Annotated in this window: 32 protein-coding genes and 1 pseudogene; 3 read left to right on the top strand and 30 right to left on the bottom strand. The window is 67.8% G+C overall.

The window, feature by feature from the left end:
* Positions 1 to 17 precede the first annotated feature (17 nt).
* From BM109_RS28100 to BM109_RS28035, 14 genes are all read right to left on the bottom strand, one after another.
* Positions 18 to 749 (bottom strand): fimbrial biogenesis chaperone, encoded by a 732-nt coding sequence (locus BM109_RS28100; RefSeq protein WP_256222826.1) that lies wholly within the window; start codon positions 747 to 749, stop codon positions 18 to 20.
* 246 nt (positions 750 to 995) lie between these two features.
* Complete coding sequence (locus tag BM109_RS28095) at positions 996 to 1,532, bottom strand: fimbrial protein (RefSeq protein ID WP_093350252.1); 537 nt, start codon at positions 1,530 to 1,532, stop codon at positions 996 to 998.
* Positions 1,533 to 1,731: 199 nt separating this feature from the next.
* Positions 1,732 to 2,781 (bottom strand): NADP-dependent oxidoreductase, encoded by a 1,050-nt coding sequence (locus BM109_RS28090; RefSeq protein WP_093350249.1) that lies wholly within the window; start codon positions 2,779 to 2,781, stop codon positions 1,732 to 1,734.
* A gap of 127 nt (positions 2,782 to 2,908) precedes the next feature.
* On the bottom strand, positions 2,909 to 4,315 hold the full coding sequence (locus BM109_RS28085) for a HAMP domain-containing sensor histidine kinase (protein WP_093350247.1): 1,407 nt from the start codon (positions 4,313 to 4,315) through the stop codon (positions 2,909 to 2,911).
* The gene (locus tag BM109_RS28080; protein ID WP_093350245.1) at positions 4,312 to 5,007 is read right to left on the bottom strand and encodes a response regulator transcription factor; all 696 of its coding nucleotides are present in this window, start codon (positions 5,005 to 5,007) and stop codon (positions 4,312 to 4,314) included. Before BM109_RS28080 ends, BM109_RS28085 begins: the two co-directional genes overlap by 4 nt.
* Before the next feature lie 38 nt (positions 5,008 to 5,045).
* A complete protein-coding gene (locus BM109_RS28075; RefSeq protein ID WP_093350242.1) occupies positions 5,046 to 5,444 on the bottom strand; it encodes a hypothetical protein in 399 nt (132 codons plus the stop codon).
* Positions 5,438 to 5,911: a DUF4260 domain-containing protein gene (locus BM109_RS28070; RefSeq protein WP_093350239.1), complete on the bottom strand. Its 474-nt coding sequence runs from the start codon at positions 5,909 to 5,911 to the stop codon at positions 5,438 to 5,440. The genes BM109_RS28075 and BM109_RS28070 overlap by 7 nt, the downstream gene beginning before the upstream one ends.
* An 83-nt stretch (positions 5,912 to 5,994) precedes the next feature.
* Positions 5,995 to 6,459: a Spy/CpxP family protein refolding chaperone gene (locus tag BM109_RS28065; protein ID WP_093350236.1), complete on the bottom strand. Its 465-nt coding sequence runs from the start codon at positions 6,457 to 6,459 to the stop codon at positions 5,995 to 5,997.
* Between the two features lie 179 nt (positions 6,460 to 6,638).
* Entirely contained in the window at positions 6,639 to 7,007 is a 369-nt protein-coding gene (locus tag BM109_RS28060) for a DUF4148 domain-containing protein (protein WP_093350234.1), read from the bottom strand.
* A 125-nt stretch (positions 7,008 to 7,132) separates the two neighbouring features.
* Entirely contained in the window at positions 7,133 to 8,929 is a 1,797-nt protein-coding gene (ptsP, locus tag BM109_RS28055) for a phosphoenolpyruvate--protein phosphotransferase (protein ID WP_093350231.1), read from the bottom strand.
* 12 nt (positions 8,930 to 8,941) lie between these two features.
* Positions 8,942 to 9,211 (bottom strand): HPr family phosphocarrier protein, encoded by a 270-nt coding sequence (locus BM109_RS28050; RefSeq protein ID WP_057596164.1) that lies wholly within the window; start codon positions 9,209 to 9,211, stop codon positions 8,942 to 8,944.
* Complete coding sequence (locus BM109_RS28045) at positions 9,180 to 9,635, bottom strand: PTS sugar transporter subunit IIA (protein WP_093350228.1); 456 nt, start codon at positions 9,633 to 9,635, stop codon at positions 9,180 to 9,182. The genes BM109_RS28050 and BM109_RS28045 overlap by 32 nt, the downstream gene beginning before the upstream one ends.
* Positions 9,632 to 10,885, bottom strand: coding sequence for an MFS transporter (locus BM109_RS28040; protein ID WP_093350226.1), 1,254 nt, complete (start codon positions 10,883 to 10,885; stop codon positions 9,632 to 9,634). The genes BM109_RS28045 and BM109_RS28040 overlap by 4 nt, the downstream gene beginning before the upstream one ends.
* Positions 10,886 to 10,928: 43 nt before the next feature.
* Positions 10,929 to 11,492, bottom strand: coding sequence for a hypothetical protein (locus BM109_RS28035; RefSeq protein WP_093350222.1), 564 nt, complete (start codon positions 11,490 to 11,492; stop codon positions 10,929 to 10,931).
* Between the two features lie 103 nt (positions 11,493 to 11,595).
* Between BM109_RS28035 and BM109_RS28030 the strand changes: the two genes are divergently transcribed.
* The gene (locus BM109_RS28030; RefSeq protein ID WP_093350219.1) at positions 11,596 to 12,093 is read left to right on the top strand and encodes a TlpA family protein disulfide reductase; all 498 of its coding nucleotides are present in this window, start codon (positions 11,596 to 11,598) and stop codon (positions 12,091 to 12,093) included.
* A gap of 75 nt (positions 12,094 to 12,168) precedes the next feature.
* On the opposite strand, the gene BM109_RS28025 is transcribed toward BM109_RS28030, so the two are convergent.
* Positions 12,169 to 12,615, bottom strand: coding sequence for a c-type cytochrome (locus BM109_RS28025; protein ID WP_093350216.1), 447 nt, complete (start codon positions 12,613 to 12,615; stop codon positions 12,169 to 12,171).
* Positions 12,616 to 12,783: 168 nt separating this feature from the next.
* Here BM109_RS28025 and BM109_RS28020 point away from each other — a divergent pair, with 168 nt between their 5' ends.
* The gene (locus BM109_RS28020; protein WP_093350213.1) at positions 12,784 to 13,491 is read left to right on the top strand and encodes a cytochrome b/b6 domain-containing protein; all 708 of its coding nucleotides are present in this window, start codon (positions 12,784 to 12,786) and stop codon (positions 13,489 to 13,491) included.
* Entirely contained in the window at positions 13,488 to 14,075 is a 588-nt protein-coding gene (locus BM109_RS28015; protein WP_093350209.1) for a GNAT family N-acetyltransferase, read from the top strand. Before BM109_RS28020 ends, BM109_RS28015 begins: the two co-directional genes overlap by 4 nt.
* A 50-nt stretch (positions 14,076 to 14,125) precedes the next feature.
* Here the strand turns inward: BM109_RS28015 and BM109_RS28010 are convergent, their stop codons facing one another.
* The 15 genes and pseudogenes from BM109_RS28010 to BM109_RS27940 form a co-directional block, all read right to left on the bottom strand.
* The gene (locus tag BM109_RS28010; protein ID WP_057596157.1) at positions 14,126 to 14,632 is read right to left on the bottom strand and encodes a peroxiredoxin; all 507 of its coding nucleotides are present in this window, start codon (positions 14,630 to 14,632) and stop codon (positions 14,126 to 14,128) included.
* A gap of 97 nt (positions 14,633 to 14,729) precedes the next feature.
* Positions 14,730 to 14,999: a 30S ribosomal protein S17 gene (rpsQ, locus tag BM109_RS28005; protein ID WP_015867662.1), complete on the bottom strand. Its 270-nt coding sequence runs from the start codon at positions 14,997 to 14,999 to the stop codon at positions 14,730 to 14,732.
* Positions 15,000 to 15,008: 9 nt separating this feature from the next.
* A complete protein-coding gene (gene rpmC, locus BM109_RS28000) occupies positions 15,009 to 15,260 on the bottom strand; it encodes a 50S ribosomal protein L29 (protein WP_371268850.1) in 252 nt (83 codons plus the stop codon).
* Between the two features lie 13 nt (positions 15,261 to 15,273).
* Positions 15,274 to 15,690: a 50S ribosomal protein L16 gene (gene rplP / locus BM109_RS27995; RefSeq protein WP_057596155.1), complete on the bottom strand. Its 417-nt coding sequence runs from the start codon at positions 15,688 to 15,690 to the stop codon at positions 15,274 to 15,276.
* A 66-nt stretch (positions 15,691 to 15,756) separates the two neighbouring features.
* Positions 15,757 to 16,668, bottom strand: a complete 912-nt coding sequence (gene rpsC / locus BM109_RS27990) for a 30S ribosomal protein S3 (protein ID WP_057596153.1) — start codon at positions 16,666 to 16,668, stop codon at positions 15,757 to 15,759.
* A 15-nt stretch (positions 16,669 to 16,683) separates the two neighbouring features.
* Entirely contained in the window at positions 16,684 to 17,016 is a 333-nt protein-coding gene (gene rplV / locus BM109_RS27985; RefSeq protein ID WP_007838134.1) for a 50S ribosomal protein L22, read from the bottom strand.
* Positions 17,017 to 17,025: 9 nt separating this feature from the next.
* Positions 17,026 to 17,304, bottom strand: a complete 279-nt coding sequence (gene rpsS, locus BM109_RS27980; RefSeq protein ID WP_007838132.1) for a 30S ribosomal protein S19 — start codon at positions 17,302 to 17,304, stop codon at positions 17,026 to 17,028.
* Between the two features lie 10 nt (positions 17,305 to 17,314).
* A complete protein-coding gene (rplB, locus tag BM109_RS27975; RefSeq protein WP_057596151.1) occupies positions 17,315 to 18,139 on the bottom strand; it encodes a 50S ribosomal protein L2 in 825 nt (274 codons plus the stop codon).
* Positions 18,140 to 18,141: 2 nt separating this feature from the next.
* Positions 18,142 to 18,477: a 50S ribosomal protein L23 gene (gene rplW, locus BM109_RS27970; protein ID WP_057596149.1), complete on the bottom strand. Its 336-nt coding sequence runs from the start codon at positions 18,475 to 18,477 to the stop codon at positions 18,142 to 18,144.
* Positions 18,474 to 19,094, bottom strand: coding sequence for a 50S ribosomal protein L4 (gene rplD / locus BM109_RS27965; RefSeq protein ID WP_093218836.1), 621 nt, complete (start codon positions 19,092 to 19,094; stop codon positions 18,474 to 18,476). Before rplD ends, rplW begins: the two co-directional genes overlap by 4 nt.
* The gene (gene rplC, locus BM109_RS27960; RefSeq protein WP_057596145.1) at positions 19,094 to 19,774 is read right to left on the bottom strand and encodes a 50S ribosomal protein L3; all 681 of its coding nucleotides are present in this window, start codon (positions 19,772 to 19,774) and stop codon (positions 19,094 to 19,096) included. The genes rplD and rplC overlap by 1 nt, the downstream gene beginning before the upstream one ends.
* Positions 19,775 to 20,020: 246 nt before the next feature.
* A complete protein-coding gene (locus tag BM109_RS27955; RefSeq protein WP_093350919.1) occupies positions 20,021 to 20,554 on the bottom strand; it encodes a hypothetical protein in 534 nt (177 codons plus the stop codon).
* Positions 20,555 to 20,568: 14 nt separating this feature from the next.
* Positions 20,569 to 22,143, bottom strand: a complete 1,575-nt coding sequence (locus BM109_RS27950) for a hypothetical protein (RefSeq protein ID WP_093350207.1) — start codon at positions 22,141 to 22,143, stop codon at positions 20,569 to 20,571.
* 161 nt (positions 22,144 to 22,304) lie between these two features.
* A complete protein-coding gene (gene rpsJ, locus BM109_RS27945; protein ID WP_057596142.1) occupies positions 22,305 to 22,619 on the bottom strand; it encodes a 30S ribosomal protein S10 in 315 nt (104 codons plus the stop codon).
* A gap of 21 nt (positions 22,620 to 22,640) precedes the next feature.
* A pseudogene (locus tag BM109_RS27940) lies at positions 22,641 to 22,734 on the bottom strand (elongation factor Tu); the annotation flags it as partial.

Below are 22,734 nucleotides of genomic sequence, written 5' to 3'. Positions count from 1 at the left end.
CTTTTCGCCCTCGCGCCTCAGCGCTTCGCGCCGTCGGCTGCGACAGGAGCGAGCTCGGCCTTCACGGCCACCGGCGCATCGCCCGCGGGCACGCGCACCAGTTCCTCGGGCGTTTCGCCGCCGTAGTCGTTGAGCGTGGTGAAGTTGACCTGGATCGCCTGCGGCGTCTTCACCGCGGTCAGCGGATACACCGACTCGCCGAAGGGCGGCACCATGTCGGCGTTGATGTCCTGCTGGCCGCCGTTGATCTTCAGACCCGTGAAGGTCACGTGGTACGGCGTCGGGTTGCCGATCCTGAGCACCGCGCCCTGCGCGCCGCCGGCCACCGCCCACTGCAGCTGGCTGCGGGCCTCTTCGGACTTGCCGCCCAGGCTGGCGGGCCGGTAGAACAGCTTGATGCGGCTGCGCACCGCGATCTGCAGCACGTTCTCGTCCTTGGAGCGCTCGGGGATCTCCTTCACGTTGAGCCAGAACACCGTCTCGCGGTCGGCGGGCAGCTCGCCCGCCACGCGCATGATGCGCAGGATGTTCTCCATGCCGGGGTCCAGCCGCGACAGCGGCGGCGTGACCAGCATCGGGGTCTTGTTCTTGCCTTCGCCGGCGTCGATCCAGGCCTGGACCACGTAGGGCGAGGTGCCGGTGTTCTTCACCGGAATCGAGGCTTCGCGGTCCTTCTCGCCCAGGATGACGCGCGTGCCGCCGAGCATCACGCCCGCCGCGGCCGGCCATTGAAGGCAGAGCATCGCCATGATGCCCAGGGTCCAACGAATTCGATTCTTGCTGCACATACGACGGGTTCCTCGGTACGGCGGACGCTGGCGTCCAGGCGTACCCCAGCACGGCGGCGCACGCGGCGCACCGGCGGAAAAAAGACGGGTGATGGAAAAACCGGCCGATGCGGCGCGTCCACGCGAGGTCGCCGCGCCGCGTCGGTCCGGGGCGGAATCCGACGGCGCCTGCCGCAATGGACAGGGGCCGGATTCCGCGAAGGCGGCTTACTTGTAGTTGACCGTGAACTGGGCCGTGGAGTTGGCCGGACCGACCGTCACGGTGTCCTTGGTCGACACGTACACGGCCTGGAACTTCAGGGCGTTGTCGCCCTGGCCCAGAACGTATTGCGCCGATTCCGAGCCGAGCGGAATCTTGGTGGCGGCGGAATCACCCAGCTCGATGGCCACGCCCGAAGCGGTGGTCACGCCGACCTGGCCGGCATTCGCCAGGCGCAGGTTGGTGGCGTCGTCGAGGTCGGGCGTGCCGGTGAACGACACGGTCGCGCCCTTGGCGGTGGCGCCGCAGCCGAGCAGGTCGATGGTGAACTTCGACGGCGTGGCCTTCTTGCCCTTGCCGCCGTCGAGCACCGTGCGAGCGACCTTGCCCAGCGGCACGGTCATGTTCTGGCTGTTCGGCGAGATCGAGCAAGGTGCATCGACGATTTCGCCCGTGAAGTTGATGGTGCCGTCGGCAGCCATCGCGCCTTGCGACAGCGCAGCGGCGACAGCGGCCAGCGCCGCCAGCTTGAAGAATTTACGCATCTGAATTCCCTGGGATTGTTAACAAAAAGAACTACTTGCCTTGACAAGGCAGAGCGCAGTCTATTAACCAATTCCTAGGAGAAGAAGACGTTTTCGACTCAGTTGACAGTGGTTGACATTGTTAATTCAATGTTTGTGAACTAAACCCATTTGCAAACTTTTCGATACGAAAGTTTTGCCAAATACTACCGAGCTGACATCACTCGGTCGCCACCTGCAGCACCAGTTTGCCGAAGTTGGCACCGCTGAAGAGCCGGTTCAGGGCCTCGGGGAAGGTGTCGAGGCCCTGCACGATGTCTTCCTTGCTCTTCATGCGCCCATCCTTCAGGTAACCCGCCAGTTCGGCGATGGCCACGGGATAGCGGTCGGCGTAGTCGAACACCACGATGCCTTCCATGCGCGCCCGGTTCACCAGCAGGCTCAGGTAGTTGCGCGGGCCGGCCGCCGGCATGCTGTTGGCGTTGTTGTACTGGCTGATGGCGCCGCAGATGATGATGCGGGCCTTGCGCGCGATGCGCGCGAGCACGAGGTCGAGGATCTCGCCGCCGACGTTGTCGAAGTAGATGTCCACGCCCTTGGGGCAGTGCTGCTTGAGGCCGTCGCGCACCGCGGCGGCGCCGGCCTTGTAGTCGATGCAGGCATCGAAGCCCAGCTCCTTGACCACCCAGTCGCACTTGGCCTCGCCGCCCGCGATGCCGACCACGCGGCAGCCCTTGATCTTGGCCAGCTGGCCCACGGTCTGGCCGACCGCGCCGGCGGCGCCCGAGATCACGACGGTCTCGCCGGCCTTGGGCTGGCCCACGTCCATCAGGCCGAAGTAGCCGGTCATGCCGGGCATGCCCAGCACGTTGAGCCACTGGGTGATGCTGCCCACGCGCAGGTCGATCTTCACCAGGCCGTTGCGCTTGATTTCCTCCTGCGGGATCAGCATGTATTCCTGCACGTTGAGCGTGCCGTAGACGGTGTCGCCGACCGCGAACTGCGGGTTCTTCGAGGCGATGACGCGGCCGATGCCGCCGGCGCGCATCACGGCGCCGATCTCGACCGGCGGGATGTAGCTCTTGGCATCGTTGAGCCAGCCGCGCATGGCCGGGTCGAGCGACAGCGACAGCGTCTTGACCAGCACGCCGCCTTCGGCCGGCTCGGCCACGGGCTCGCTGCCGAAGCTCCAGTGCTCGCGCGTGGCGGCGGCCTCGGGACGCTTGGCGAGGCGGACCTGGTGGTTGACGAGTGCGGTGGTGTCGGTCATGAAGCGTCTCCTGGAGATGGGGCCGCGCCCCGGGGTTGGCTGAGCGGCGCATGCTAGCCGCGCCGCGCGGGGCCGCGCGTAGCGCAGGCGACAGCCCGCTCTTCCCGCCCTCCCCGCTCGGACCGCGTCAGCCCAGGCGCACCACGATCTGCAGGCCCGGCGACGCGTTGCGCACCCGCAGGCTGCCGCCATGCGCCTCGGCGATCAGCCGGCACAGGTACATGCCCAGGCCGACGCCGCCGGTGGTGCGCTGGCGCGCGCCGTCGGTGCGGTAGAAGGCCTCGGTCAGCCGCTCGAGCTGCGCCTCGTCCACGCCCGGACCGAAGTCGCGCACCTCGATCTCCACGCCCTGCGCCTGGCCCTCGAGCACCGCGCGCACCGACACGCTGGGCGGACGCGGCGCCTCGGTGCTGTAGCGCAGCGCGTTGTCCAGCAGGTTGCGCACCAGCAGGCGGATGCGCATGCGGTCGACCGAATGCGCCGGCAGGCCCTCGGCGAGGTCGAGGTGGACCTCGCGCGCGGCCGGCATCTCGGCCACGGTCTCGCGCACCAGCGCCGCGAGATCGATGCGCTCGCGCTGCAGCGCCGCGTGCGGGCTCGCGAGCCGTTCGCTCTCGAGCAGGTCGCTGATCAGGTCGCGCATCTCGTTGAGGTCGCGCAGCAGCGCCTCGCGCTCGGCCCGGCCCTCGGCCGTGGCCGGCAGCAGTTCGGCATTGAGCCGCGCGCGCGTGAGCGGCGAGCGCAGCTCGTGGCTCAGCGCCAGCAGCAGCCCGCGCTTGGCATCGAGCATGGCCTGGATGTCGTGGGCCATGGTGTTGATGTGCTCGGCGAGATCGCCGATGTCGTCGTTGCGGCGCACCGGGATCGGCCGCTCGAAGTCGCCGCGGCCGAAGCGCTGCGCGCCATCGCGGATGTCGATCAGCGGCCGCAGCAGCCGGCTCACGTAGGCATAGCCCAGCACCACGAGCAGCAGCAGCAGGCTCAGCGTGGCCCAGCCGGCCGCGCGCGGCGCGATCTGCCACAGCCGCGGCGCCCAGCCGAAGATCACGCGGTGGCCGTCGGCCGTGGGCCGGATGAACCACTTGTCGTTCCACATCGATTCGTCGTGGTCGCGCATCCAGCCGCCGCGCGTGCCGTGCTCGCCGGGGTTCGAGTCCCAGTTGACCGTCGGCCCGACGATGCGGATGGTGATCGGCAGGCGATCGACCAGCGCCTGCGCGCGCGACACGTCGGGCGGCGTGCCGAGCTCGGTCACCAGCCGGTCTGCGTAGTCGACCAGCATCGGCTGCGCGGCCTCGGCCCAGCCGGTGGAGAAGGACTTCTTCATGCCCATGAGGAACACGCCGGTCATGACCACCGCGAGCAGCACGAACATCATCACCAGCCGGATGCGCAGCGAGCGGCGCCAGCGGCGCTTGCCCTGCACCTTCTCGTGCCACTGCGCATGCCACTGCCGGTGCAGCTCGTCGCGGCGGCAGGCGAAGGCATGCCACGCGCCCTCGCGTTCGCGGCGTTCCCTGCGGCGGAAGTTCATGAAGAAGGCTCGCCGCGTGCCACGGCCAGCGCGTAGCCCGCGTTGCGCAGCGTCTTGATGCAGTCCAGCGGTTCGAGCTTCTTGCGCAGGCGGCTCACCACGATGTCGACCGCGCGCGTGTAGAGCTCGGCCTCGTGGCCGCGCAGCCGGTTGAGGATGTCGTCGCGGCTGAACACCTTGCCGGGCTCGGCCGCCAGCAGCGCCAGCAGCTCGAACTCGGTGCCGGTGAGGTCGACGCGCTCGCCCTGGCGCAGCACCAGGCGCCGGTCGAGATCGATCGCCAGGCCGTCGAACACGCGCTGCTGCGACGAGGCGGCCGCGGGCGGCGCGACGCGCTGGCGCCGCAGGATGGTCTGCACGCGCGCCACGAGTTCGCGCGGCTCGAAGGGCTTAGGCACGTAGTCGTCGGCGCCGAGCTCGAGGCCGACCACGCGGTCCATCACCTCGCCGCGCGCGGTCAGCATCACGATCGGGATGTCGCTCTCCTTGCGGATCTCGCGGCACAGCGCGAAGCCGTCCATCTCGGGCAGCATGACATCGAGGATGGCGGCATCGAAGCTCTCGGCGCGCAGCCGCGCCAGGCCTTCGCTGGGCCGCACCGCGCTCTCGAGCGTGCAGCCGAAGCGCGCGAAGTAGCTCGCCAGCGGCGCGCCGAGGTGTTCGTCGTCGTCGATCAGCAGGATGCGCGGCATGGGCGGATTGTGCCTCCTGGCCAGGAGCTGGCTGATGATCAACCCGCCCGGCATCGCACCGCCACGACGAGGCCGGCCGCGAGCGCGGCGAGCAGGACCAGGTGATACGCGACGTCGGGCACGGTCTGCGGCCCGATGCCGATCGCGATGGTGAACAGGCCGACCAGCGTGCCGAGCAGCGCGAAGCCCTGGGCGCGGATCGCGAACCAGCGCGTCCAGGCCGGGCGCAGCCAGCTCGCGACCGCCGCGCCCACCAGCACCAGCGCGATCACGGCCTCGGCCGTGCGTGCCTGCGCATGCGCGAAGCCGGGAATCAGCCGGCCCGCGTGCACGGCCGAGGCGGTGCCGAGCGCGAGCGCCTCGGCCAGCAGCCAGGTGCGCGCCACGGCGGGGCGCAGCACGGGCCGCACGACATCGTCGGGACGCGCGCTCACCATGGGTCCTGCCTTCCGACGCGGCCCAGGTGCGTGAAGCCGAAGCCCGCTTCGTACTTGAGGCCGAAGCCCAGCGCGCGATCGAACGCGATGTGCGCGGCCCAGATCAGCGCCAGCGGCAGCGCGAAGGGCAACGCCACCAGCAGGCCCAGCGCGCCGATGCCCAGCGGCACCAGGTACGAGTGCGCGACGTTGTAGACCCGCGCGCCGATGCGCGGCCCCGCCAGGTAGCCGAGCATCGACAGGTCGGGCAGCAGGAACAGCAGCGCGAACAGACCCCAGCCGGTGCCGGTGCGGTCGTAGGCGATCAGCGCGCCCGCCAGCACGGCCAGCGCCTCGAGCCGCAGCGTGGTGCGCACGCCGCCGGTCGCGGCGCCTTCCTGTGTCTCGGTCGCGGCATCGCTCGCGCGGCGCGCGGCCTGGCGCCGCAGCGCGATCAAGTCGCCCAGGTTCGGTTCGATGGTCTTCATGGTGTGCTCGCATCAGGTGGAGGGCGCCGGGCCCCGAAAGGATGGGAATGCGACCCCGGCCGAGGGACGGGGCCGCCGGTGCATCAGCCTTGGCGGCTCCAGCGGCGTCCGCCGCGCTCCATGAACTCGCGCACCTTCTGCTGCTGCGCGGGGTTCAGGTGGTCGAAGAAGTCGGCCGCCGCGGCGATGATCTCGGGGCTGCCGTTGCGCAGCGCGGCGGTCTTCTCGTCGACCAGTCGCGTGGCGCCGGCCTGGTCGAGCTTGTTGCCCGCGAACAGCGCGCGGAACTGCGAGCGCGGATCGCCCGAGCCGTCGGCGCCGCGCAGGGCCTGGCGCTGCGCCTGCAGCTTCTCGGCCAGCACGGTGAGCTTCTGCTTCTGCGACGCATCGAGGTCGAGCTTGCTGCCCACGCGCTCGACCATCTTGGCGCGGAACTCGGCGCTGTCGCCGTTCCAGCCGTGGCGATGGCCGGCGCAGCCGGCGACGCTGCCGGCCACCACGGCGAGCCCGGCAAAACCGAAGAGCGTGCGTTTGATCCAGTGTTTCATGACGGGTCCTTGTGTGTGTTGGAGGAGGAAGCTCGATGGTGCTTTCGGGCCGCCTTCGCGTCCTTTCACCGCGGTATCGGCGTGTTTCGTTTTATTGCGACGCGAAGCCCGGGAGGCCGAAACGAAAAAGCGACGCCGATGCGTCGCTTGTTTCCGGGGGGCGCGGAGGGCCGCGTCGCTCAGAGCTTGCTGGCGTCGCGCGAGGCGGCGGCGCGTGCGTCCACCGGGTTCTGCAGCGTCGAGATCACCTTGCTGTTGACGCGCGAACCCGAGCTCACGTTCTGGTCGGGCGCAGCCGCGGTGCGCACCGCCTCGGCGGCCACGCTGGCACGGTCGGTCGAGCGCGCCACGGTCTCGGGACCGCGCGAGCCGCGCGTCACGTTCTGGTTCGGTGCCGCGGCGGCGCGCACGGCTTCCTCGTTGATCTCGGCGCGGGTCTTGGCCGACACGGCCTGGTGCACGCCGTCATAGCTTTCGGCCTTGGCGCCCGCGGCGGCGAGCATGGCGAAGGAGGCGACGGCGACAGCCTGGGTCAGGGAGAGCTTCATGGATCGGGCCTTTCAGGGTTGGTGAAGAGAAGGCCTGATCGTGCTTGCCGGCGCGCGGCAAGTCCTTTCGCCGCGGTTTCGGCGTGTTTCGTTTTATTGCGGCGGGCTTGAAGCGCGCGCGGCGCTCAGCCCGCGAGCATGGCGGCGGGATCGTCCGAGTCGACCACCGAGCGCGCCCAGGCCTCGAGCTTGCTCGTGTCGGCGCGCAGCACCTCCTGCTTGACCGCGAGGATGCGCGAGGGATGCATCGAGAAGCTGCGCAGCCCCAGGCCCAGCAGCAGCCGCGTGAAGGCCACGTCGCCCGCCATCTCGCCGCACACCGCCACGGCCTTGCCCTGGCGCCGGCACTCGGCGATGGTGTCGGCCACCAGCTTCAGCACCGCCGGATGGGCCGGGTCGTAGAGGTGCGCCACCGACTCGTCGGCGCGGTCGATCGCCAGCGTGTACTGGATCAGGTCGTTGGTGCCGATCGAGAGGAAGTCGAAGTGCTTCAGGAAGGTGCGCAGCGTGAGCGCCGCGGCCGGGATCTCGATCATGGCGCCGAGCTTCACGTGGCCGTGCACCGCGCCGCGGTTGTCGAGCTCGGTGCGCGCGAGCGCGATCAGCGCCAGCGTCTGGCGGATCTCGCTCGCGTGCGCGAGCATCGGGATCAGCAGGTGGATCTCGCCGTGCGCGGCCGCGCGCAGGATGGCGCGCAGCTGCGTGAGGAACATCGCGGGATCGGCCAGGCTCCAGCGGATGGCGCGCAGGCCGAGCGCGGGATTCAGGTGCTCCTGCTTGTTGGCGGACTTGTTGTCCAGCGGCTTGTCGGCGCCCACGTCGATGGTGCGGATGGTGACCGGCATGCCCTGCATGCCCTCGACCGCGCGCTTGTAGGCCTGGTACTGCTCCTCCTCGTTGGGCAGCCGCGTCTGGCGCGCCGACGACTCGCGGCCCATGAACAGGAACTCGCTGCGGAACAGGCCCACGCCGACCGCGCCGGCCTTCATCGCGCCCACCGTGTCCTCGGGCATCTCGATGTTGGCGAGCAGCTCGACGCGTTGGCCGTCGAGCGTGACGGCCGGCTTGTGGCGCAGCCGCGCGAGGCGCCCGCGCTCGAGGTCGCCCTGGCGCTGCTTGAAGCCGTACTCGGCCAGGATGATCGGCGAGGGGTCGATGATCATCACGCCGGCATCGCCGTCGATGATGACCCAGTCGTCCTGCCGCACCAGCTGGCTCGCGGTGCGCGCGCCGACCACCGCCGGCACGTCCATGCTGCGCGCCACGATCGCGGTGTGCGAGGTGCGCCCGCCGACATCGGTGACGAAGCCGGCGAACACGCTCTTCTTGAACTGCAGCATGTCGGCCGGCGAGAGATCGTGCGCGATCAGCACCAGCGGCACGTCGATGCCGTCGCCCGCGGTGAGGTCGTCGTCCTCGTCGGACGAGGCGCGCTTGCGCCGTGGCGGGCTCGGCGCCAGCACCGCGGCCGTGCCCTTCATGCGATGCAGCAGTCGCTCCACCACCTGCTCGAGGTCGGCCTTGCGCTCGCGCAGGTACTCGTCCTCCATCTCGTCGAACTGGCGCGCGATGACCTCGAGCTGCGTGGTCAGCGCCCATTCGGCGTTGTAGAGCCGCTCGCTGATCCAGTGCTTGACGCCGCCGCTCAGGGCCTCGTCCTGCAGCAGCATCTGGTGCACCTCGAGCAGCGCCGCGAGTTCGTGCGGCGCGTCGTTCGGGCCCATCTGCGCGACATTGGTCTGCAGCTTGGCCAGCTCCTCGGCCACGGCATTGCGCGCGGTGCGCACGCGATCGATCTCGGTCTCGATCTCCTCGGGCTTGATGAAGTAGTGGGCCACGTCGATGCGGCTCGACACCACCAGCACCGCGCGGCCGATGGCGATGCCACGGGCGACGGGAAGGCCGTGGACTGCGAAGGTCATGCGCGGTGGTCCTTATTCGCCTTCGCCGAACTTGTCGTCCATGAGCTGGACGATGGCGTTCATCGCTTCTTCTTCCTGCGGGCCGTTGGTCTCGAGCTCGACGGTCGAGCCGAGCCCGGCGGCCAGCATCATCACGCCCATGATGCTCTTGGCGTTGATGCGGCGGTCGCCGCGCGAGAGCCACACCTCGCAGGGAAAGCTGCCTGCGAGCTTGGTCAGCTTGGCCGATGCGCGTGCATGCAGTCCCAGCTTATTGCTGATGGTCACGGATTTCTTGATCACTGTGCTTTCTCTTGGCCTGGTTCTGCGGTGCCGCCACCGCCACTTGCATCACGCCCGCGGTGCCGCCGGCGATGGCGCGCTGCACGAGCACGTCGAGCGGCTCGTGCCGGTAGGTCACGGCACGCAGCAGCATCGGAAGATTGACGCCCGCCACGAGCCGCGAGCGAACGCCGTCCACCAGCTTCTGCGCCACGTTGCAAGGCGTGGCGCCGAACACGTCGGCCAGCACCAGCACCTGCACGCGCGGCCCGTGGAGCTGCTGCGCGAGCGTGATGCGCGCGGCCGCCAGGGTTTCCTCGGGCGGCACGTTGGGCAGCACGTCGAGCGCGACGATGGCGTTCTCGCTGTCGGGAAACACATGCAGCGCGCACTTTCGCAACGCTTGTGCGAAGGGCGAATGGGCAATGATGAGGATGCTGTTCATGCGGCTCGGGGGACGGCGCGTCGATTATGCGGGGGCGCCCGGAGGAAGTAGATATACGACATAACGCAGCACCCCAGCAGGATGGCCATTGCGCCACGGAAAGCGTCCACGGTGTCGAGGCCGGCGCGCACGAACAGGTCGATCAGCAGGCCCACGCCCCACTGCACCACGAACACGCCGACGAAGATCACGAGGTTGTAGGCCGACAGCGCGCGGCCCGCGAGTGCCGGCGGCAGCGCCATCGCCACGGCCGGCTGGGCCAGCGTGACCACCGTGCAGAGGCACAGGAAAACCGCCCACGTTCCCGTGCCCGCACGCGCCCCCGCTATCAAAACAATAGCCATGAACAGCAGCGAAAGCGGCAGGCCCCAGGCCATGAGCCGATCCGCCGCAATGCCGCGCTGCGCGAGCCTGGGATTGGCCACGCCCCAGAGCCAGTAGGTGGCCAGCAGCACCAGGCTGATGACGAACAGCGCCTCGGCCGCGCGCAGCGGCGTGTAGCCCGACACCCGCGTGAGCCAGGGCACGGCCCACAGCGACTGCATCGCGATGAAGCCGCCGTAGTGGAAGAAGCCGATCGGCGCGAGCTTGCGGAAGAAGGGATCGCGCCAGACGGCGGCGTAGCTGCCGCCGTCGTCGAGAGCCGCCACCGCCGCAGCGGGTGAGGCTCGACGCCACGACGGCGCGACCCAGGCGATCAGCAGCATCGAGACGATCACGCCCGCGCCCAGCAGCCAGAACAGCGCGCGCCAGCCGACCAGCGGCACCAGCCATTGCACCGGCAGCGTCGCGCCGACCAGCCCGAAGGACCCGACCATCAGCATCCACGAGTTGCTGCGCAGCTGCATCGCCGGCGAGAGCCAGCGCCGGTAGCCGGTGAGCGGCGCCATCAGGCAGGCGCTGACGCCCACGCCGGTGAGCACGCGCGCGGCCAGCAACAGCGAGAAATGCGTGGCGACCGAGAACAGCAGGCAGCCGGCCACCGCCACGCCGAGAAAAGCCACCACCACGCGCTTGGGGCCGTGGCGGTCGAGCCAGGCGCCCATGGGCAATTGCGTGAACGCGAAGCCGAGGAAGTAGCCGCCCGCGAGCAGGCCGAGGTCGCGCGACTCGAGGTCGAACTCGTCGGTGAGCGTGGGCGACAGAGTGGCGGTGATCGCGCGCACCAGCGTCGAGAGGAAGTACGCGAAGGCGAAGGCCAGGAAGACGCCGGCGACGCGGCGCCGGCCGCCGAGCGTGCCCTCGCTCATCGCGCGGCCGCCGGGAGCGCCGCACCGAAGTGGCGGGGGCGGCTCATGGCAGCCGCAGGCCTTCGAAGAAGGTCTTGGCGGCCTCGTCCGACGATGGCCGGCCCAGCACCATCGCCTGGTAGAGCGACACGGCGCCAGGCGGCGTCGAGCGGGTCTCGGTCTGGGCGAACCACAGCACCTCCAGCGGCTGGCCCGTGGGCGTGGCCGGCGCATCGAGCCGCAGCGGCGCGGGCGTGGCGGCGGCGCGCGGCACCGTGGCCGGCGCCTCGGTGGTGGCCGCACCCTGCAGCTGCTCGCGCGTGGCGAGCTGCCAGGCACGCAGCCAGCTCTCGGCCTGGGCGGCGTCGGCGGCGGTGGCATGCGCGATCGCGAAGGTGGCGCCGCCGGCCTCGCAACCGGCCATGTCGACCTGCACCGATTCGACGCCCAGCGGCTGCGCGCGGGTGGCGCGGTCGGCCTTGCAGGGCAGCAGCGCGACCAGGCCGGCCTCGGCCACCGGGACTTCGCGCCAGTTGAAGGTCGGGCTGCAGGCCGCGAGCACGAGGACCGCGGCGGCGGCGCAGGAGGCGCGCGCGCGGCGGCGAAGACGGGAGGTGGGCTGCGGCATGGGGACCGGATTATCGATCCGCCGTTCCACGGGGACTGTCGCGCGCGCCAGCACGTTCGAACGTGCGGAACTAGAATCGCGCCGCCCCACTCAGTCAGCAGCCATGAAAAAGTACGTTATCGCAGCCGCCGTTGCCGTCGCCCTGGCCACCGGCGTGGGGGTGTACCTCGGCTCGGGAGCCACCGCGGCGCCCGCCTCGACCTTCGTGCTGCTCGACGGCACCAGGAAGAGCACCGAGGACCTCAAGGGCAAGGTCACGCTGGTCAACTTCTGGGCCACGAGCTGCGTGACCTGCGTCGGCGAGATGCCCAAGGTGATCGCCACCTACGACAAGTACAAGGCGCGCGGCTACGACACGCTGGCGGTGGCCATGAGCTACGACCCGCCGAGCTACGTCGTCAATTTCGCCGAAACCCGCAAGCTGCCGTTCAAGGTGGCGATCGACAACACCGGCAGCGTGGCGCAGGCCTGGGGCGACGTGAAGCTCACGCCGACCACCTACCTCGTGAACAAGCAGGGCCAGATCGTCAAGCGCTACGTGGGCGAGCCCGATTTCGCCGAGCTGCACAAGCTGATCGAGAAGCTGCTGGCCGAGGCCTGAGCCCTCCCCCACCCATCAAAAAGGCGCTGCCCGTAACCGGACAGCGCCTTTTTCGTTGGGGCAACCGATGGCGGATCAGCGATCGCGGAAGGTGTCGTGGCAGGCCTTGCAGCTCGCGGCGGTCGGGCCGAACTGGGTCTTGAGCGCATCGATGTTGCCGGCCTTGGCGGCCACCAGCAGCTTGCCGGTCTCGGCGATCAGCTTGTCCTGGTGCTCCTTGAACTTGGGCGCTTCCTTCCAGACCTCGGGCTTGGCCTTGCCGCCCTCGGTGCCGGCGCCGAAGCCGGCCCAGGGCAGCTTCGCCATGTCGGCCACCACCTCGGCATTGGCCGCGGCGGCGGCTGCGTCGTAGGGCGCGCGGCCGTTGGCCATGGCGCCCAGGCGGCCGAAGTGCTGCGACATGATGAACAGCGCGCTCTGGCGGTACTTGATGGCGTCTTCAGGCTTCGCGAACTGGGCCGCGGCCGGCAGGGTGGTGGCGGCGCAGGCGGCGGCGAGCGCGAAGGTGGCGAGTCGGATCATCGTGGTCCTTCTGACATGTGGGAATCGTGGGTGATGCCGTCGGGCGCGGCACCTGCGCGGCAGTGTAGGGGCAGGCCGGTCGGCGCGCATAGCAACAACCCGATGGAACGGGCGGCTCGGACTTTGCTAATCTGCGCCTTCCGCAGCCATGCGCTCCCCCCACCTTCGATGACCGACTCCCCCGCGGCCGCGGCGTCCCGCCAGGCCACCCGAACACGCGTCTGGGACCTGCCGACCCGGCTGTTCCACTGGGCCCTGGCCGCCGCCGTGATCGGGCTGATCGCCACCGGCCTCGGCGGCGTCATGGAATGGCATTTCCGCCTCGGCTATACGGTGCTCGCGCTGCTGCTGTTCCGGCTGCTCTGGGGCTTCGTCGGCGGGCGCTGGTCGCGCTTCGCGGCCTTCGTCTACGCGCCGGGCTCGCTCCTCGCCTACCTGCGCGGCCGCGCCCATCCCGATCACCTGATCGGCCACACGCCGCTGGGCGCGCTGTCGGTGTTCGCGGTGCTCGCGATCCTGGCGCTGCAGGTGGCGACCGGCCTCGTGGCCGACGACGAGATCTCGGCCGCGGGGCCGCTCACGCGCTTCGTCTCGGGCGATCTCGTGAGCCTGGCCACGGGCTGGCACAGCACGCAGGGCAAGTGGATCGTGATCGCGCTCGCGAGCCTGCACGTGCTCGCGGTGCTGTTCTACGTGCTGGTGAAGCGCCACCGGCTGGTCGCGCCGATGCTCTCGGGCGACAAGGACATCGCCGCCGCCGATCGTGCCGCGCCCGTCGCCGGCAGCCGCGACGACGCGGCATCGCGCGGCCTCGCGCTGGTGCTCGCGCTGCTGTGCGCGGGCGTCGCGTACTGGGTTTCATCGTTGCGCGCATGAGCTCATCCGTCTCACGCCCCCTGCCGCTGTCGGACACGCCGGCCGTCGTGCTGCTCACGCCCGACGAGGCCCACGAACTCGAGGCCGCGCGCCTCATCTTCCGCGACTACGCCGCCTCGCTGGGCATCGATCTCGATTTCCAGAATTTCGACCAGGAACTGGCCGCGCTGCCAGGCGAATACGTCGAGCCGCGCGGCACGCTGCTGCTGGCGCTGGTCGATCCGGCGCACGTCAAGGACGAGGCCGGCCGCGCCACGCCCACGCTGGTGCGCGCCGATGGTCGGGTCGCGCACGTGGCCGGCTGCTGCGCGCTGCGGCCGCTCGACAGCGCGGACTACGTGAATGCGGCGGAGATGAAGCGCCTGTACGTGCGCCCGGGCTTTCGCGGTCTGGGGCTGGGCCGCCAGCTCGCCGAGGCGATCCTCGACGCGGCGCGTGGCGCGGGCTACGGCTGCGTGCTGCTCGACACGCTCGACGAGATGGAGTCGGCGCGTGCCCTCTATGAAGACCTGGGCTTCGCCGAGGTGCCGCCCTTCTATCACAACCCCATTGCGGGGGCGCACTACCTGAAGGTGGACCTGTAGGCGGGGCGCGGTCCGCGAGAAGCGGACCGCTCTGGTCATGAACCTGCCGCTCAGCCCTTGGCTTGCGCCAGCAGCGTTTCGGCGTTGCTGACTTCGAACTTGCCCGGTGCCTCGACGTTGAGCGTCGCGACCTTGCCGTCCTTCACGAGCATCGAGTAGCGGTTGCTGCGCAGGCCCATGCCGCGGCCCGTGAGGTCCAGCGTGAGGCCCGTGGCCTTGGCGAAATCGGCGCTGCCGTCGGCCAGCATGCGCACCTTGGCGCCGGTCTTCTGGTCGCGCGCCCAGGCGCCCATCACGAAGGCGTCGTTCACGCTCACGCACCAGATCTCGTCTACGCCCGCGGCCTTGAAATCGTCGAAGTGCTGCACGTAGCCCGGCACGTGCTTGGCCGAGCAGGTGGGCGTGAAGGCGCCCGGCAGCGCGAACAGCGCAATAGTCTTGCCAGCCGTTGCCTTGCTCACGTCGACGGGGTTCGGGCCGATGCTGCAGCCTTCGCCCTCGACTTCCGAGTACTCCTGCAGGGTGGCCGAGGGAAGGGTGTCGCCGACTTTGATCATTTGAAAGTGCTCCTGGAAAAAGAAAAACGGCCCACATTGTGGGCCGTTTCGCGATGGACTGCCGGCTGCCTTGCGGAGCCGGCGGACCCGAGGGGGATCAGACCAGGACGGCCTTCTCGACCAGACGGGTCACGACCCAGTTCTTGGTCTTCGAGATCGGACGGCTTTCCGTGATCTCGATGGTGTCGCCCAGCTTGTACTCGCCCTTTTCGTCATGGGCGTGGTACTTGCTCGTCTTGGCCACGATCTTGCCGTAGAGCTCGTGCTTCACACGGCGCTCGACCAGCACGGTCACGGTCTTGGCACGCTTGTCGCTGACCACCTTGCCGATCAAGGTGCGCTTGAGGGATTTTTTAGCTTCCGTCATGTTCACTCCTTACTTGGCGGCTTGGGTTTCTTGCTGCTTCTGAGCAAGAACGGTCTTGGCGCGCGCGATGTCGCGACGCGTCACGCGCAGCGTCGAGGTGTTCGACAGCTGTTGCGTGGCTTTCTGCATGCGCAGGCCGAAATGGGCCTTCTGCAGATCCTTGATTTCGGCTTGCAGACCGGCGACGTCCTTCTCGCGCAGTGCTGTTGCCTTGCTCACCTTGGCCGGAGCCGCGGCTTCTTTCTTCTTACGTGTTGCCATGGATGTTCTCCTCTCAGGCGCCGAGCTGGCGCGAGACGAACGTCGTGCGCAGCGGCAGCTTGGCAGCGGCCAGGCGGAAGGCTTCGCGGGCGAGTTCTTCGGGCACGCCGACGATCTCGAACACGATCTTGCCGGGCTGGATCTCGGCGACGTAGTACTCGGGGTTGCCCTTGCCGTTACCCATCCGCACTTCTGCGGGCTTGGTCGAGATCGGCTTGTCGGGGAACACGCGGATCCAGATACGGCCACCGCGCTTCACGTGACGCGAAATCGCGCGGCGAGCGGCTTCGATCTGGCGCGCCGTGAGGCGGCCGCGGTCGGTGCATTTCAGACCGAAGTCACCGAAGGCCACCGAGTTGCCCCGGGTGGCGACGCCGGTGTTGCGGCCCTTTTGTTCCTTGCGGAACTTTCTGCGTGCAGGTTGCAGCATGTCTTGTTACTCCGTGAGGACTGCCCCAGGCTTCCTGTGCGAATGCACACCCGGGGCTGAGACCGATTACTCGGTCTTGGCACCGTCCGCTGCTGCAGCGGGCGCGGCTTTGCGGACGCGCTTAACGGCGGGTTTCGAGTCTGCACCGGCACCGCCGGTTGCTTCTGCGGGCTTGTCGCTGCCGTCGGCGGGAGCGGTGTTGCCACCGATCGGGCCACGGGCACCGGCACGCGGGCCGCCGCGGCGGTCACCGCCCGGACGGTCGCCACCAGGGCGGCCATCACGGCGCGGACCACGCGGACGACGCTCTTCCTCGGGACGCGGGGTCTCGACGGCGGGCAGGTCGTTGCGGCCCAGGGTGTCGCCCTTGTAGACCCACACCTTGACGCCGATGACGCCGTAGGTGGTCTTGGCTTCCGAGGTGCCGTAGTCGATGTCGGCGCGCAGCGTGTGAAGCGGCACGCGACCTTCGCGGTACCACTCGGTACGAGCGATTTCGATGCCGTTCAGGCGGCCAGCCGACATGATCTTGATGCCTTGGGCACCCAGACGCATGGCGTTCTGCATGGCGCGCTTCATGGCGCGGCGGAACATGATCCGCTTTTCGAGCTGCTGCGTGATGCTGTCGGCGATCAGCTGGGCATCGATTTCGGGCTTGCGCACTTCTTCGATGTTCACTGCCACCGGCACGCCGAGCTGGCGGCCCAGTTCGCGCTTGAGGTTCTCGATGTCTTCGCCCTTCTTGCCGATCACGACGCCCGGACGAGCCGAGTAGATCGTGATGCGGGCGTTCTTGGCGGGACGCTCGATCAGGACGCGCGACACCGAAGCGTTCTTCAGCTTCTTCTTCAGGTATTCGCGAACCTTGATGTCTTCGGCCAGCATGCCCGCGAAATCGCGGTCGCTGGCATACCAGCGGCTGGACCAGTTACGGGTAACCGCCAGACGGAAGCCGGTCGGATGGATTTTCTGTCCCATATTTCTTCCAGGCTCTTAGTTGCCAACCGTCACGTACACATGGCACGTGGGCTTGCTGATGCGATTGCCGCGACCCTTGGCGCGCGCCGTGAAGCGCTTGAGCGTGGCGCCCTGTTCGACGTAGATGGTCTTGACCTTCAGCTCGTCGATGTCGGCACCGTCGTTGTGCTCCGCGTTGGCGATGGCCGACTCGAGCACCTTCTTGATGATCACAGCGGCCTTCTTCTGCGTGAATTGCAGAACGTTGAGCGCTTGATCGACCTTCTTGCCGCGGATCAGGTCGGCGACCAGACGGCCCTTGTCGACCGAGAGGCGGACACCGCGGAGGACTGCACGTGTTTCAGACATGGTCGTTCCTTACTTCTTCTGGACTTTCTTGTCCGCGGGGTGCCCCTTGAACGTGCGCGTGAGCGCAAATTCGCCGAGCTTGTGGCCGACCATCTGGTCGGTGATGTAGACAGGCACGTGCTGCTTGCCGTTGTGCACGGCAATGGTCAGGCCGATGAACTCGGGCAGGACCATCGAGCGGCGCGACCAGGTCTTGATCGGCTTCTTGTCCTTCGTCGTCACGGCCTTGTCGGCCTTGGCAACGAGGTGGTGGTCAACAAACGGACCCTTTTTGAGAGAGCGAGTCATTTGCTATCCCTTACTTCTTGCGGCGCGACACGATGAAGACCTGCGTGCGCTTGTTGTTACGGGTACGGTAACCCTTGGTCAGGTTGCCCCACGGGTCGACAGGGTGACGGCCTTCGCCGGTCTTGCCTTCGCCACCACCGTGCGGGTGGTCGACCGGGTTCATCACCACGCCGCGAACGGTCGGGCGGATACCCATCCAACGCTTCACACCGGCCTTGCCGAGCTGGCGCAGGCTGTGTTCTTCGTTGGCCACTTCACCGATGGTCGCGCGGCATTCGATGTGAATGCGGCGGACTTCGCCCGAACGCATGCGGACCTGGGCGTAGACGCCTTCACGGGCCAGCAGCGTGGCCGAGGTACCGGCCGAGCGGGCGATCTGCGCGCCCTTGCCGGGCTGCAGTTCGATGCAGTGGATCGTCGAACCCACCGGAATGTTGCGGATCGGCAGCGTATTGCCGGCGCGGATCGGAGCTTCCGAACCCGACAGCAGCGTTGCACCGGCTTCCAGACCGCGCGGGGCGATGATGTAGCGGCGCTCGCCGTCGGCGTAGCAGACCAGCGCGATGTGGGCGGTGCGGTTCGGGTCGTACTCGATGCGCTCGACCTTCGCCGGGATGCCGTCCTTGTTGCGACGGAAGTCCACCACGCGGTAGTGGTGCTTGTGACCGCCGCCCTTGTGACGGGTCGTGATGTGGCCGTTGTTGTTGCGGCCGGCCTTCTGGAACTGGGGTTCCAGCAGGGATGCGAGCGGAGCACCCTTGTACAGGTGGTCACGCGAAATCTTCACCGCGCCGCGTTGGCCCGGCGAAGTGGGTTTCATCTTGATGACGGCCATGATTAAGCGCCTTCCCCGACGAGGTTGAGCTCTTGACCGGCCTTCAGCGTGACGTAGGCCTTGCGAACGTGGTCGCGGCGGCCGACGGACTTGCCGAAGCGCTTGGTCTTGCCCTTGATGTTGGCAACCGACACGCCCTTGACTTCGACCTTGAACATCAGTTCGACGGCGGCCTTGATCTCGGGCTTGGTGGCGTCTTGCAACACCTTGAAAGTGACAGCGTTCGACTTCTCGCCGACCATCGTGGCCTTTTCGGACACGATCGGGGCGACCAGCACGTTCATGAGACGGCCTTCGTCGAACTGACGTTGAGCAGGGGTGGGGTTCACGCGGCTCATGCGAACATCTCCTTGAGCTTGTCGACTGCACCCTTGGTGACCAGCACCTTCTTGTAGTGAACCAGCGACACCGGATCGGCGTAACGGGGTTCGACCACGAGGATGTTGACCAGATTGCGCGAGGCAAGGTACAGGTTTTCGTCGACTTCTTCGGCGATCACGAGCACGGACTCGAGATTCATTGCCTTGAAACGGGCTGCCAGCGGCTTCGTCTTGGGCGAATCCACGGTCAGCGAATCCACCACGGCCAGACGGCCTTCGCGAGCGAGCTGCGAGAAGATGGCGGCCATGCCGGCGCGGTACATCTTCTTGTTGATCTTCTGCGAGAAGTTTTCGTCAGGCATGTTCGGGAAGATCCGGCCACCCCCGCGCCACAGCGGCGAGGACGTCATACCGGCACGGGCGCGGCCCGTTCCCTTTTGCTTGAAAGGCTTCTTGGTCGAGTGCTTGACCTGTTCGCGGTCCTTCTGGGCGCGCGTGCCTTGGCGGGCGTTGGCCTGGAATGCGACGACGATCTGGTGCACCAGGTCTTCGTTGTAGTCACGGCCGAACACGGTTTCGGGGGCGTCGTACTTCGACGCGGCCTGACCTTGCTCGTTCAGGAGTTCGAGTTCCATTACTTCGCTCCTTCAGCCGCTTGCGGCTTGGCCTTGACGGCGGGACGCACGGTGACGAAGCCACCCTTCGAACCCGGGATCGCGCCCTTGATGAGCAACAGCTGACGCGCTTCGTCGATGCGGAACACCGAGAGGTTCTGCGTCGTGCGGGTGACGTCGCCGAGGTGGCCCGTCATGCGCTTGCCGGGGAACACGCGACCGGGGTCCTGTGCCATGCCGATCGAGCCGGGCACGTTGTGCGAACGGCTGTTACCGTGCGACGCGCGCTGCGAGCTCATGTTGTGGCGCTTGATCGTGCCGGCGTAGCCCTTGCCGATGGAGGTGCCTTGCACGTCCACCTTCTGGCCCACGGAGAACACGCTGCCGGCCGCGATCACGCCGCCAGCCTGGTGCTGACCTGCGGTATCTGCGGTGACGCGGAATTCCTGGATGATTTCGCCAGCTTCGACACCCGCCTTGGCGAGGTGGCCGGCTTCCGGCTTGGTCACGCGCGATGCTTTGCGCGAACCGAACGTCACTTGCAGTGCGACGTAGCCATCGGTCTCTTGCGACTTGATCTGGGTCACGCGGTTGTTCGACACATCCACCACCGTGACAGGAACTGCATCCCCGTCATCGGTGAAGAGACGCATCATCCCCACCTTGCGGCCCAGCAACCCGAGGGAGTTGCTCAGACTCATGTGTTTTCTCCAAAAAATGGAAGCTTCTCCCGCCGCTGCCACTTCAATTGGCGACAGCGTTTGACCGAAGTCGTATGACCGACTCGCGGCAACGGGGGAAGGTTGATAAATCTCCGACCTGCACGTACCTTGCGGACGCAACAAGGGCAGAGCCAGCGATTATAGCCCGCGGTATGGGCGGGGCGCAAGCGCTGGAAAAAGGCCCCTTTCGGGGCGGTTGCAACGGCCCGCGGGGCCGTTGTCCGCCTATTTGGCGGGCATCGTGATGATGCTGTCGCCTTCCTTGGTGGTCTGGACGTCGCCCTGCGACTTCATCAGGGGTGCCGTCCCGGTCTGGATCGGGATCGAGATGGCGCTGCTCGCGCCGCCCTGGCTCACGAACACGTTCAGGTAGCGCAGCCCATCCGACTCGCCGATGACCGAGACGGTCGCGGTGGAGCGCTGGCCGGCGGGCAGTGTGAGCGGATTGCCGTTTCGCAGCGTCAGGCCGGGGTCCGCGGTGAAGCGCACCGACGCGCCCTGCGGATCGGTCACGTCGTCGAACTGCAGCACGACCGACGTGGCTCGGCCTGCCTGCGGCGCGCCATCGACGCGGTATTGCACCGCGACACCCGAGCCGTTGGATTTCTGCACGGCCGTGGTCATGGGCGCCGGCGCCGCCTTGTGCTGCGAGCGCTTGGGCACGCGCGAGTCCGGCATGCCGTCGGCCAATGCCCAGCTCGTGAGCGCCGCCAGCAGGAGCGCCGCGATGGCGGTCCGTGTGTTCGAGCGAGTCGTCATGGCCATCATTCCTCTTACTGGATCGCGACGCTGATGCAGTTCGAGCCCGAACTGTTGAGATCGGTGACCGCCAGCACGTACTCGCCGGCCGGCAGGCTGACCTTGTTGCCCGACCTCGGGATCTGGCTGGCGCGGAACACGGCGAAATCCGGATTCACCAGCGGTGCGCTCGATGCCACCGACACCTGGTAGTCGCGCGTCGTGGGCGCCAGGAAGCGAAGGTAGGCATAGTTGCCCAGCTTGTTGCCGCCACCCGCGACCGTCGAGACGCAGGCATTGGCCAGTTGTCCCACCACGGCGCTGCCGTACAGAGGCAGCACGTTCGGCACGCTCGGCGCGCCACCGTTGTTGCCTTCGGCTTCGCCGAAAGAATCGTTGGCGCCGGCGCTGATGTTCTGCGCGCTCAACAGACTTGCCAGGGCCGATGCATTGCCGGGCGCCACCGCATTGAAGGCCGCGGTGAACGGATGGATCGAGGTCACGGCAGCACCGCCCCTGAACTGCGCGCTGGTCATCGCATCGTGGATCGGCTTGAAGCCCACCTGCTGGTTGAGATTCCAGAAGATCGAGTGGATCGAGCGCTCGCGGAACCAGCCTGGATTGCTGGACGGCCCCGTCGCCAGGTTGATCGAGACGCTGACGTCGGAAGCGACCTGCCCTTCGCCGCGGGAATCGACATAGTTGCTGCGGCCGAGCGCGATGCCCGACCAGCCGTTGCCCCAGCCTTCGGAGAAGGCCACGCGGCGATCGAGGCGGTCACTGAGGTTGTGCGGCCCGCCGACCGAATCGTCGCGGCTGAAGGAAGACTGGTAGTAGTGTCCCCACTCGTGCGCGATCACCGGTGCATCGAACTCGTCGGTGTCCACGTCTTCCTTGCCGAGCACATAGATTTCGCGGCCGGTGCTGCGGTTGGTGAAGAAGGTGCTGCCGATCTGCCCCAGCGCGAGGCTGCCGCTGGTCGGCACGTTGTTCGGGCTCCAGAACACCTTCAACGGCGGAAAGCTCGTCGCCGGCGCCACCGACAGCACCTTCTGCATCGAGGTGTAGACCGTGTCGAGCACCGCGAACGGCGCCGACACGCGGCGCCCGGTGTAGCTCGAACCACCCCATCCCGAATCGGCGCGCAGGTCGCGCGTCGTCGCACCCGAGCCCGTCGTGAAGGCCGCCGACTGCATGGAGTAGAGCGGCGTGTTGGCGCTGGTGTTGTCCCGCACGCTGACATCCCATGCCGCGGTCTGGATCTGGGCGCGGACGCGAACGACGATCGTGGCGTTCGCCGGCACCGACACCGAGTAGTTGCCGTTGGCATCGGTGGCCGTCACCGCGATCTGATTCGACAAGGCATCGAGCACTTCGACGAAGGCCCCGCGCACCGGCTTCGCTGTAGTGGCCGAGTAGACCAGCGGCCCGCTGTTGTTGGGCACCGAGTCGTAGGTGGCCTTGCCGCTGAGCGTGACCCCACCGATTACCGGGGGCGGAAAACCGATCGGGATTCCACCGCCGCCGCCACCGCCGCCTCCACCGCAACCTGCGAGGAACGCCGCGGCAATCAGCGCCGAACCGATGCCAGAAAGAATCCTGTGGTTCATAGCTTGTGCTGCCCTCATTCAGCTCCCGGCCAAGGTCTGAACGGCCGGTGGTGGGCGAGGATGCCACAGACGACACGCAAATGACAAAGGCCCGCTCACATTTCTGTGAACGGGCCTCGAAGCGACACCGCGCTTGACGCGCGAGCGGGCTTGTTGCGTGCTTACTGCAGCTTGATCTCGACGTCGACGCCGGCCGGCAGGTCGAGCTTCATCAGCGCGTCCACGGTCTTGTCGGTGGGATCGACGATGTCCATCAGGCGTTGGTGCGTGCGGATTTCGAGCTGGTCGCGGCTGGTCTTGTTGACGTGCGGCGAGCGCAGGATGTCGAAACGCTTCAGGCGGGTCGGCAGGGGCACCGGGCCCTTGACGATCGCGCCGGTGCGCTTCGCGGTGTCAACGATCTCGGCGGCCGATTGGTCGATCAGCTTGTAGTCGAACGCCTTCAGGCGGATGCGGATTTTTTGCTTGGTTGCCATGGTGATTCCTTTGCGTTCGGCTTAGATGTCGAGGATCTTGGCCACGACGCCCGAACCCACGGTACGGCCGCCTTCGCGGATGGCGAAGCGCAGGCCTTCTTCCATCGCGATCGGG

This window comes from Variovorax sp. PDC80 (assembly GCF_900115375.1).
GTDB lineage: Bacteria > Pseudomonadota > Gammaproteobacteria > Burkholderiales > Burkholderiaceae_C > Variovorax.
The sequence above is the reverse complement of the archived record's forward strand: the minus strand, read 5'-3'. Positions and strand labels throughout refer to the sequence as shown.

Coding starts and splice junctions, on each gene's coding strand:
- BM109_RS28100 (WP_256222826.1), bottom strand. CDS start 749: ATGGCGATGCTCTGCCTTCAATGGCCGGCCGCGGCGGGCGTGATGCTC.
- BM109_RS28095 (WP_093350252.1), bottom strand. CDS start 1,532: ATGCGTAAATTCTTCAAGCTGGCGGCGCTGGCCGCTGTCGCCGCTGCG.
- BM109_RS28090 (WP_093350249.1), bottom strand. CDS start 2,781: ATGACCGACACCACCGCACTCGTCAACCACCAGGTCCGCCTCGCCAAG.
- BM109_RS28085 (WP_093350247.1), bottom strand. CDS start 4,315: ATGAACTTCCGCCGCAGGGAACGCCGCGAACGCGAGGGCGCGTGGCAT.
- BM109_RS28080 (WP_093350245.1), bottom strand. CDS start 5,007: ATGCCGCGCATCCTGCTGATCGACGACGACGAACACCTCGGCGCGCCG.
- BM109_RS28075 (WP_093350242.1), bottom strand. CDS start 5,444: ATGGTGAGCGCGCGTCCCGACGATGTCGTGCGGCCCGTGCTGCGCCCC.
- BM109_RS28070 (WP_093350239.1), bottom strand. CDS start 5,911: ATGAAGACCATCGAACCGAACCTGGGCGACTTGATCGCGCTGCGGCGC.
- BM109_RS28065 (WP_093350236.1), bottom strand. CDS start 6,459: ATGAAACACTGGATCAAACGCACGCTCTTCGGTTTTGCCGGGCTCGCC.
- BM109_RS28060 (WP_093350234.1), bottom strand. CDS start 7,007: ATGAAGCTCTCCCTGACCCAGGCTGTCGCCGTCGCCTCCTTCGCCATG.
- ptsP (WP_093350231.1), bottom strand. CDS start 8,929: ATGACCTTCGCAGTCCACGGCCTTCCCGTCGCCCGTGGCATCGCCATC.
- BM109_RS28045 (WP_093350228.1), bottom strand. CDS start 9,635: ATGAACAGCATCCTCATCATTGCCCATTCGCCCTTCGCACAAGCGTTG.
- BM109_RS28040 (WP_093350226.1), bottom strand. CDS start 10,885: ATGAGCGAGGGCACGCTCGGCGGCCGGCGCCGCGTCGCCGGCGTCTTC.
- BM109_RS28035 (WP_093350222.1), bottom strand. CDS start 11,492: ATGCCGCAGCCCACCTCCCGTCTTCGCCGCCGCGCGCGCGCCTCCTGC.
- BM109_RS28030 (WP_093350219.1), top strand. CDS start 11,596: ATGAAAAAGTACGTTATCGCAGCCGCCGTTGCCGTCGCCCTGGCCACC.
- BM109_RS28025 (WP_093350216.1), bottom strand. CDS start 12,615: ATGATCCGACTCGCCACCTTCGCGCTCGCCGCCGCCTGCGCCGCCACC.
- BM109_RS28020 (WP_093350213.1), top strand. CDS start 12,784: ATGACCGACTCCCCCGCGGCCGCGGCGTCCCGCCAGGCCACCCGAACA.
- BM109_RS28015 (WP_093350209.1), top strand. CDS start 13,488: ATGAGCTCATCCGTCTCACGCCCCCTGCCGCTGTCGGACACGCCGGCC.
- BM109_RS28010 (WP_057596157.1), bottom strand. CDS start 14,632: ATGATCAAAGTCGGCGACACCCTTCCCTCGGCCACCCTGCAGGAGTAC.
- rpsQ (WP_015867662.1), bottom strand. CDS start 14,999: ATGACGGAAGCTAAAAAATCCCTCAAGCGCACCTTGATCGGCAAGGTG.
- rpmC (WP_371268850.1), bottom strand. CDS start 15,260: ATGGCAACACGTAAGAAGAAAGAAGCCGCGGCTCCGGCCAAGGTGAGC.
- rplP (WP_057596155.1), bottom strand. CDS start 15,690: ATGCTGCAACCTGCACGCAGAAAGTTCCGCAAGGAACAAAAGGGCCGC.
- rpsC (WP_057596153.1), bottom strand. CDS start 16,668: ATGGGACAGAAAATCCATCCGACCGGCTTCCGTCTGGCGGTTACCCGT.
- rplV (WP_007838134.1), bottom strand. CDS start 17,016: ATGTCTGAAACACGTGCAGTCCTCCGCGGTGTCCGCCTCTCGGTCGAC.
- rpsS (WP_007838132.1), bottom strand. CDS start 17,304: ATGACTCGCTCTCTCAAAAAGGGTCCGTTTGTTGACCACCACCTCGTT.
- rplB (WP_057596151.1), bottom strand. CDS start 18,139: ATGGCCGTCATCAAGATGAAACCCACTTCGCCGGGCCAACGCGGCGCG.
- rplW (WP_057596149.1), bottom strand. CDS start 18,477: ATGAGCCGCGTGAACCCCACCCCTGCTCAACGTCAGTTCGACGAAGGC.
- rplD (WP_093218836.1), bottom strand. CDS start 19,094: ATGGAACTCGAACTCCTGAACGAGCAAGGTCAGGCCGCGTCGAAGTAC.
- rplC (WP_057596145.1), bottom strand. CDS start 19,774: ATGAGTCTGAGCAACTCCCTCGGGTTGCTGGGCCGCAAGGTGGGGATG.
- BM109_RS27955 (WP_093350919.1), bottom strand. CDS start 20,554: ATGACGACTCGCTCGAACACACGGACCGCCATCGCGGCGCTCCTGCTG.
- BM109_RS27950 (WP_093350207.1), bottom strand. CDS start 22,143: ATGAACCACAGGATTCTTTCTGGCATCGGTTCGGCGCTGATTGCCGCG.
- rpsJ (WP_057596142.1), bottom strand. CDS start 22,619: ATGGCAACCAAGCAAAAAATCCGCATCCGCCTGAAGGCGTTCGACTAC.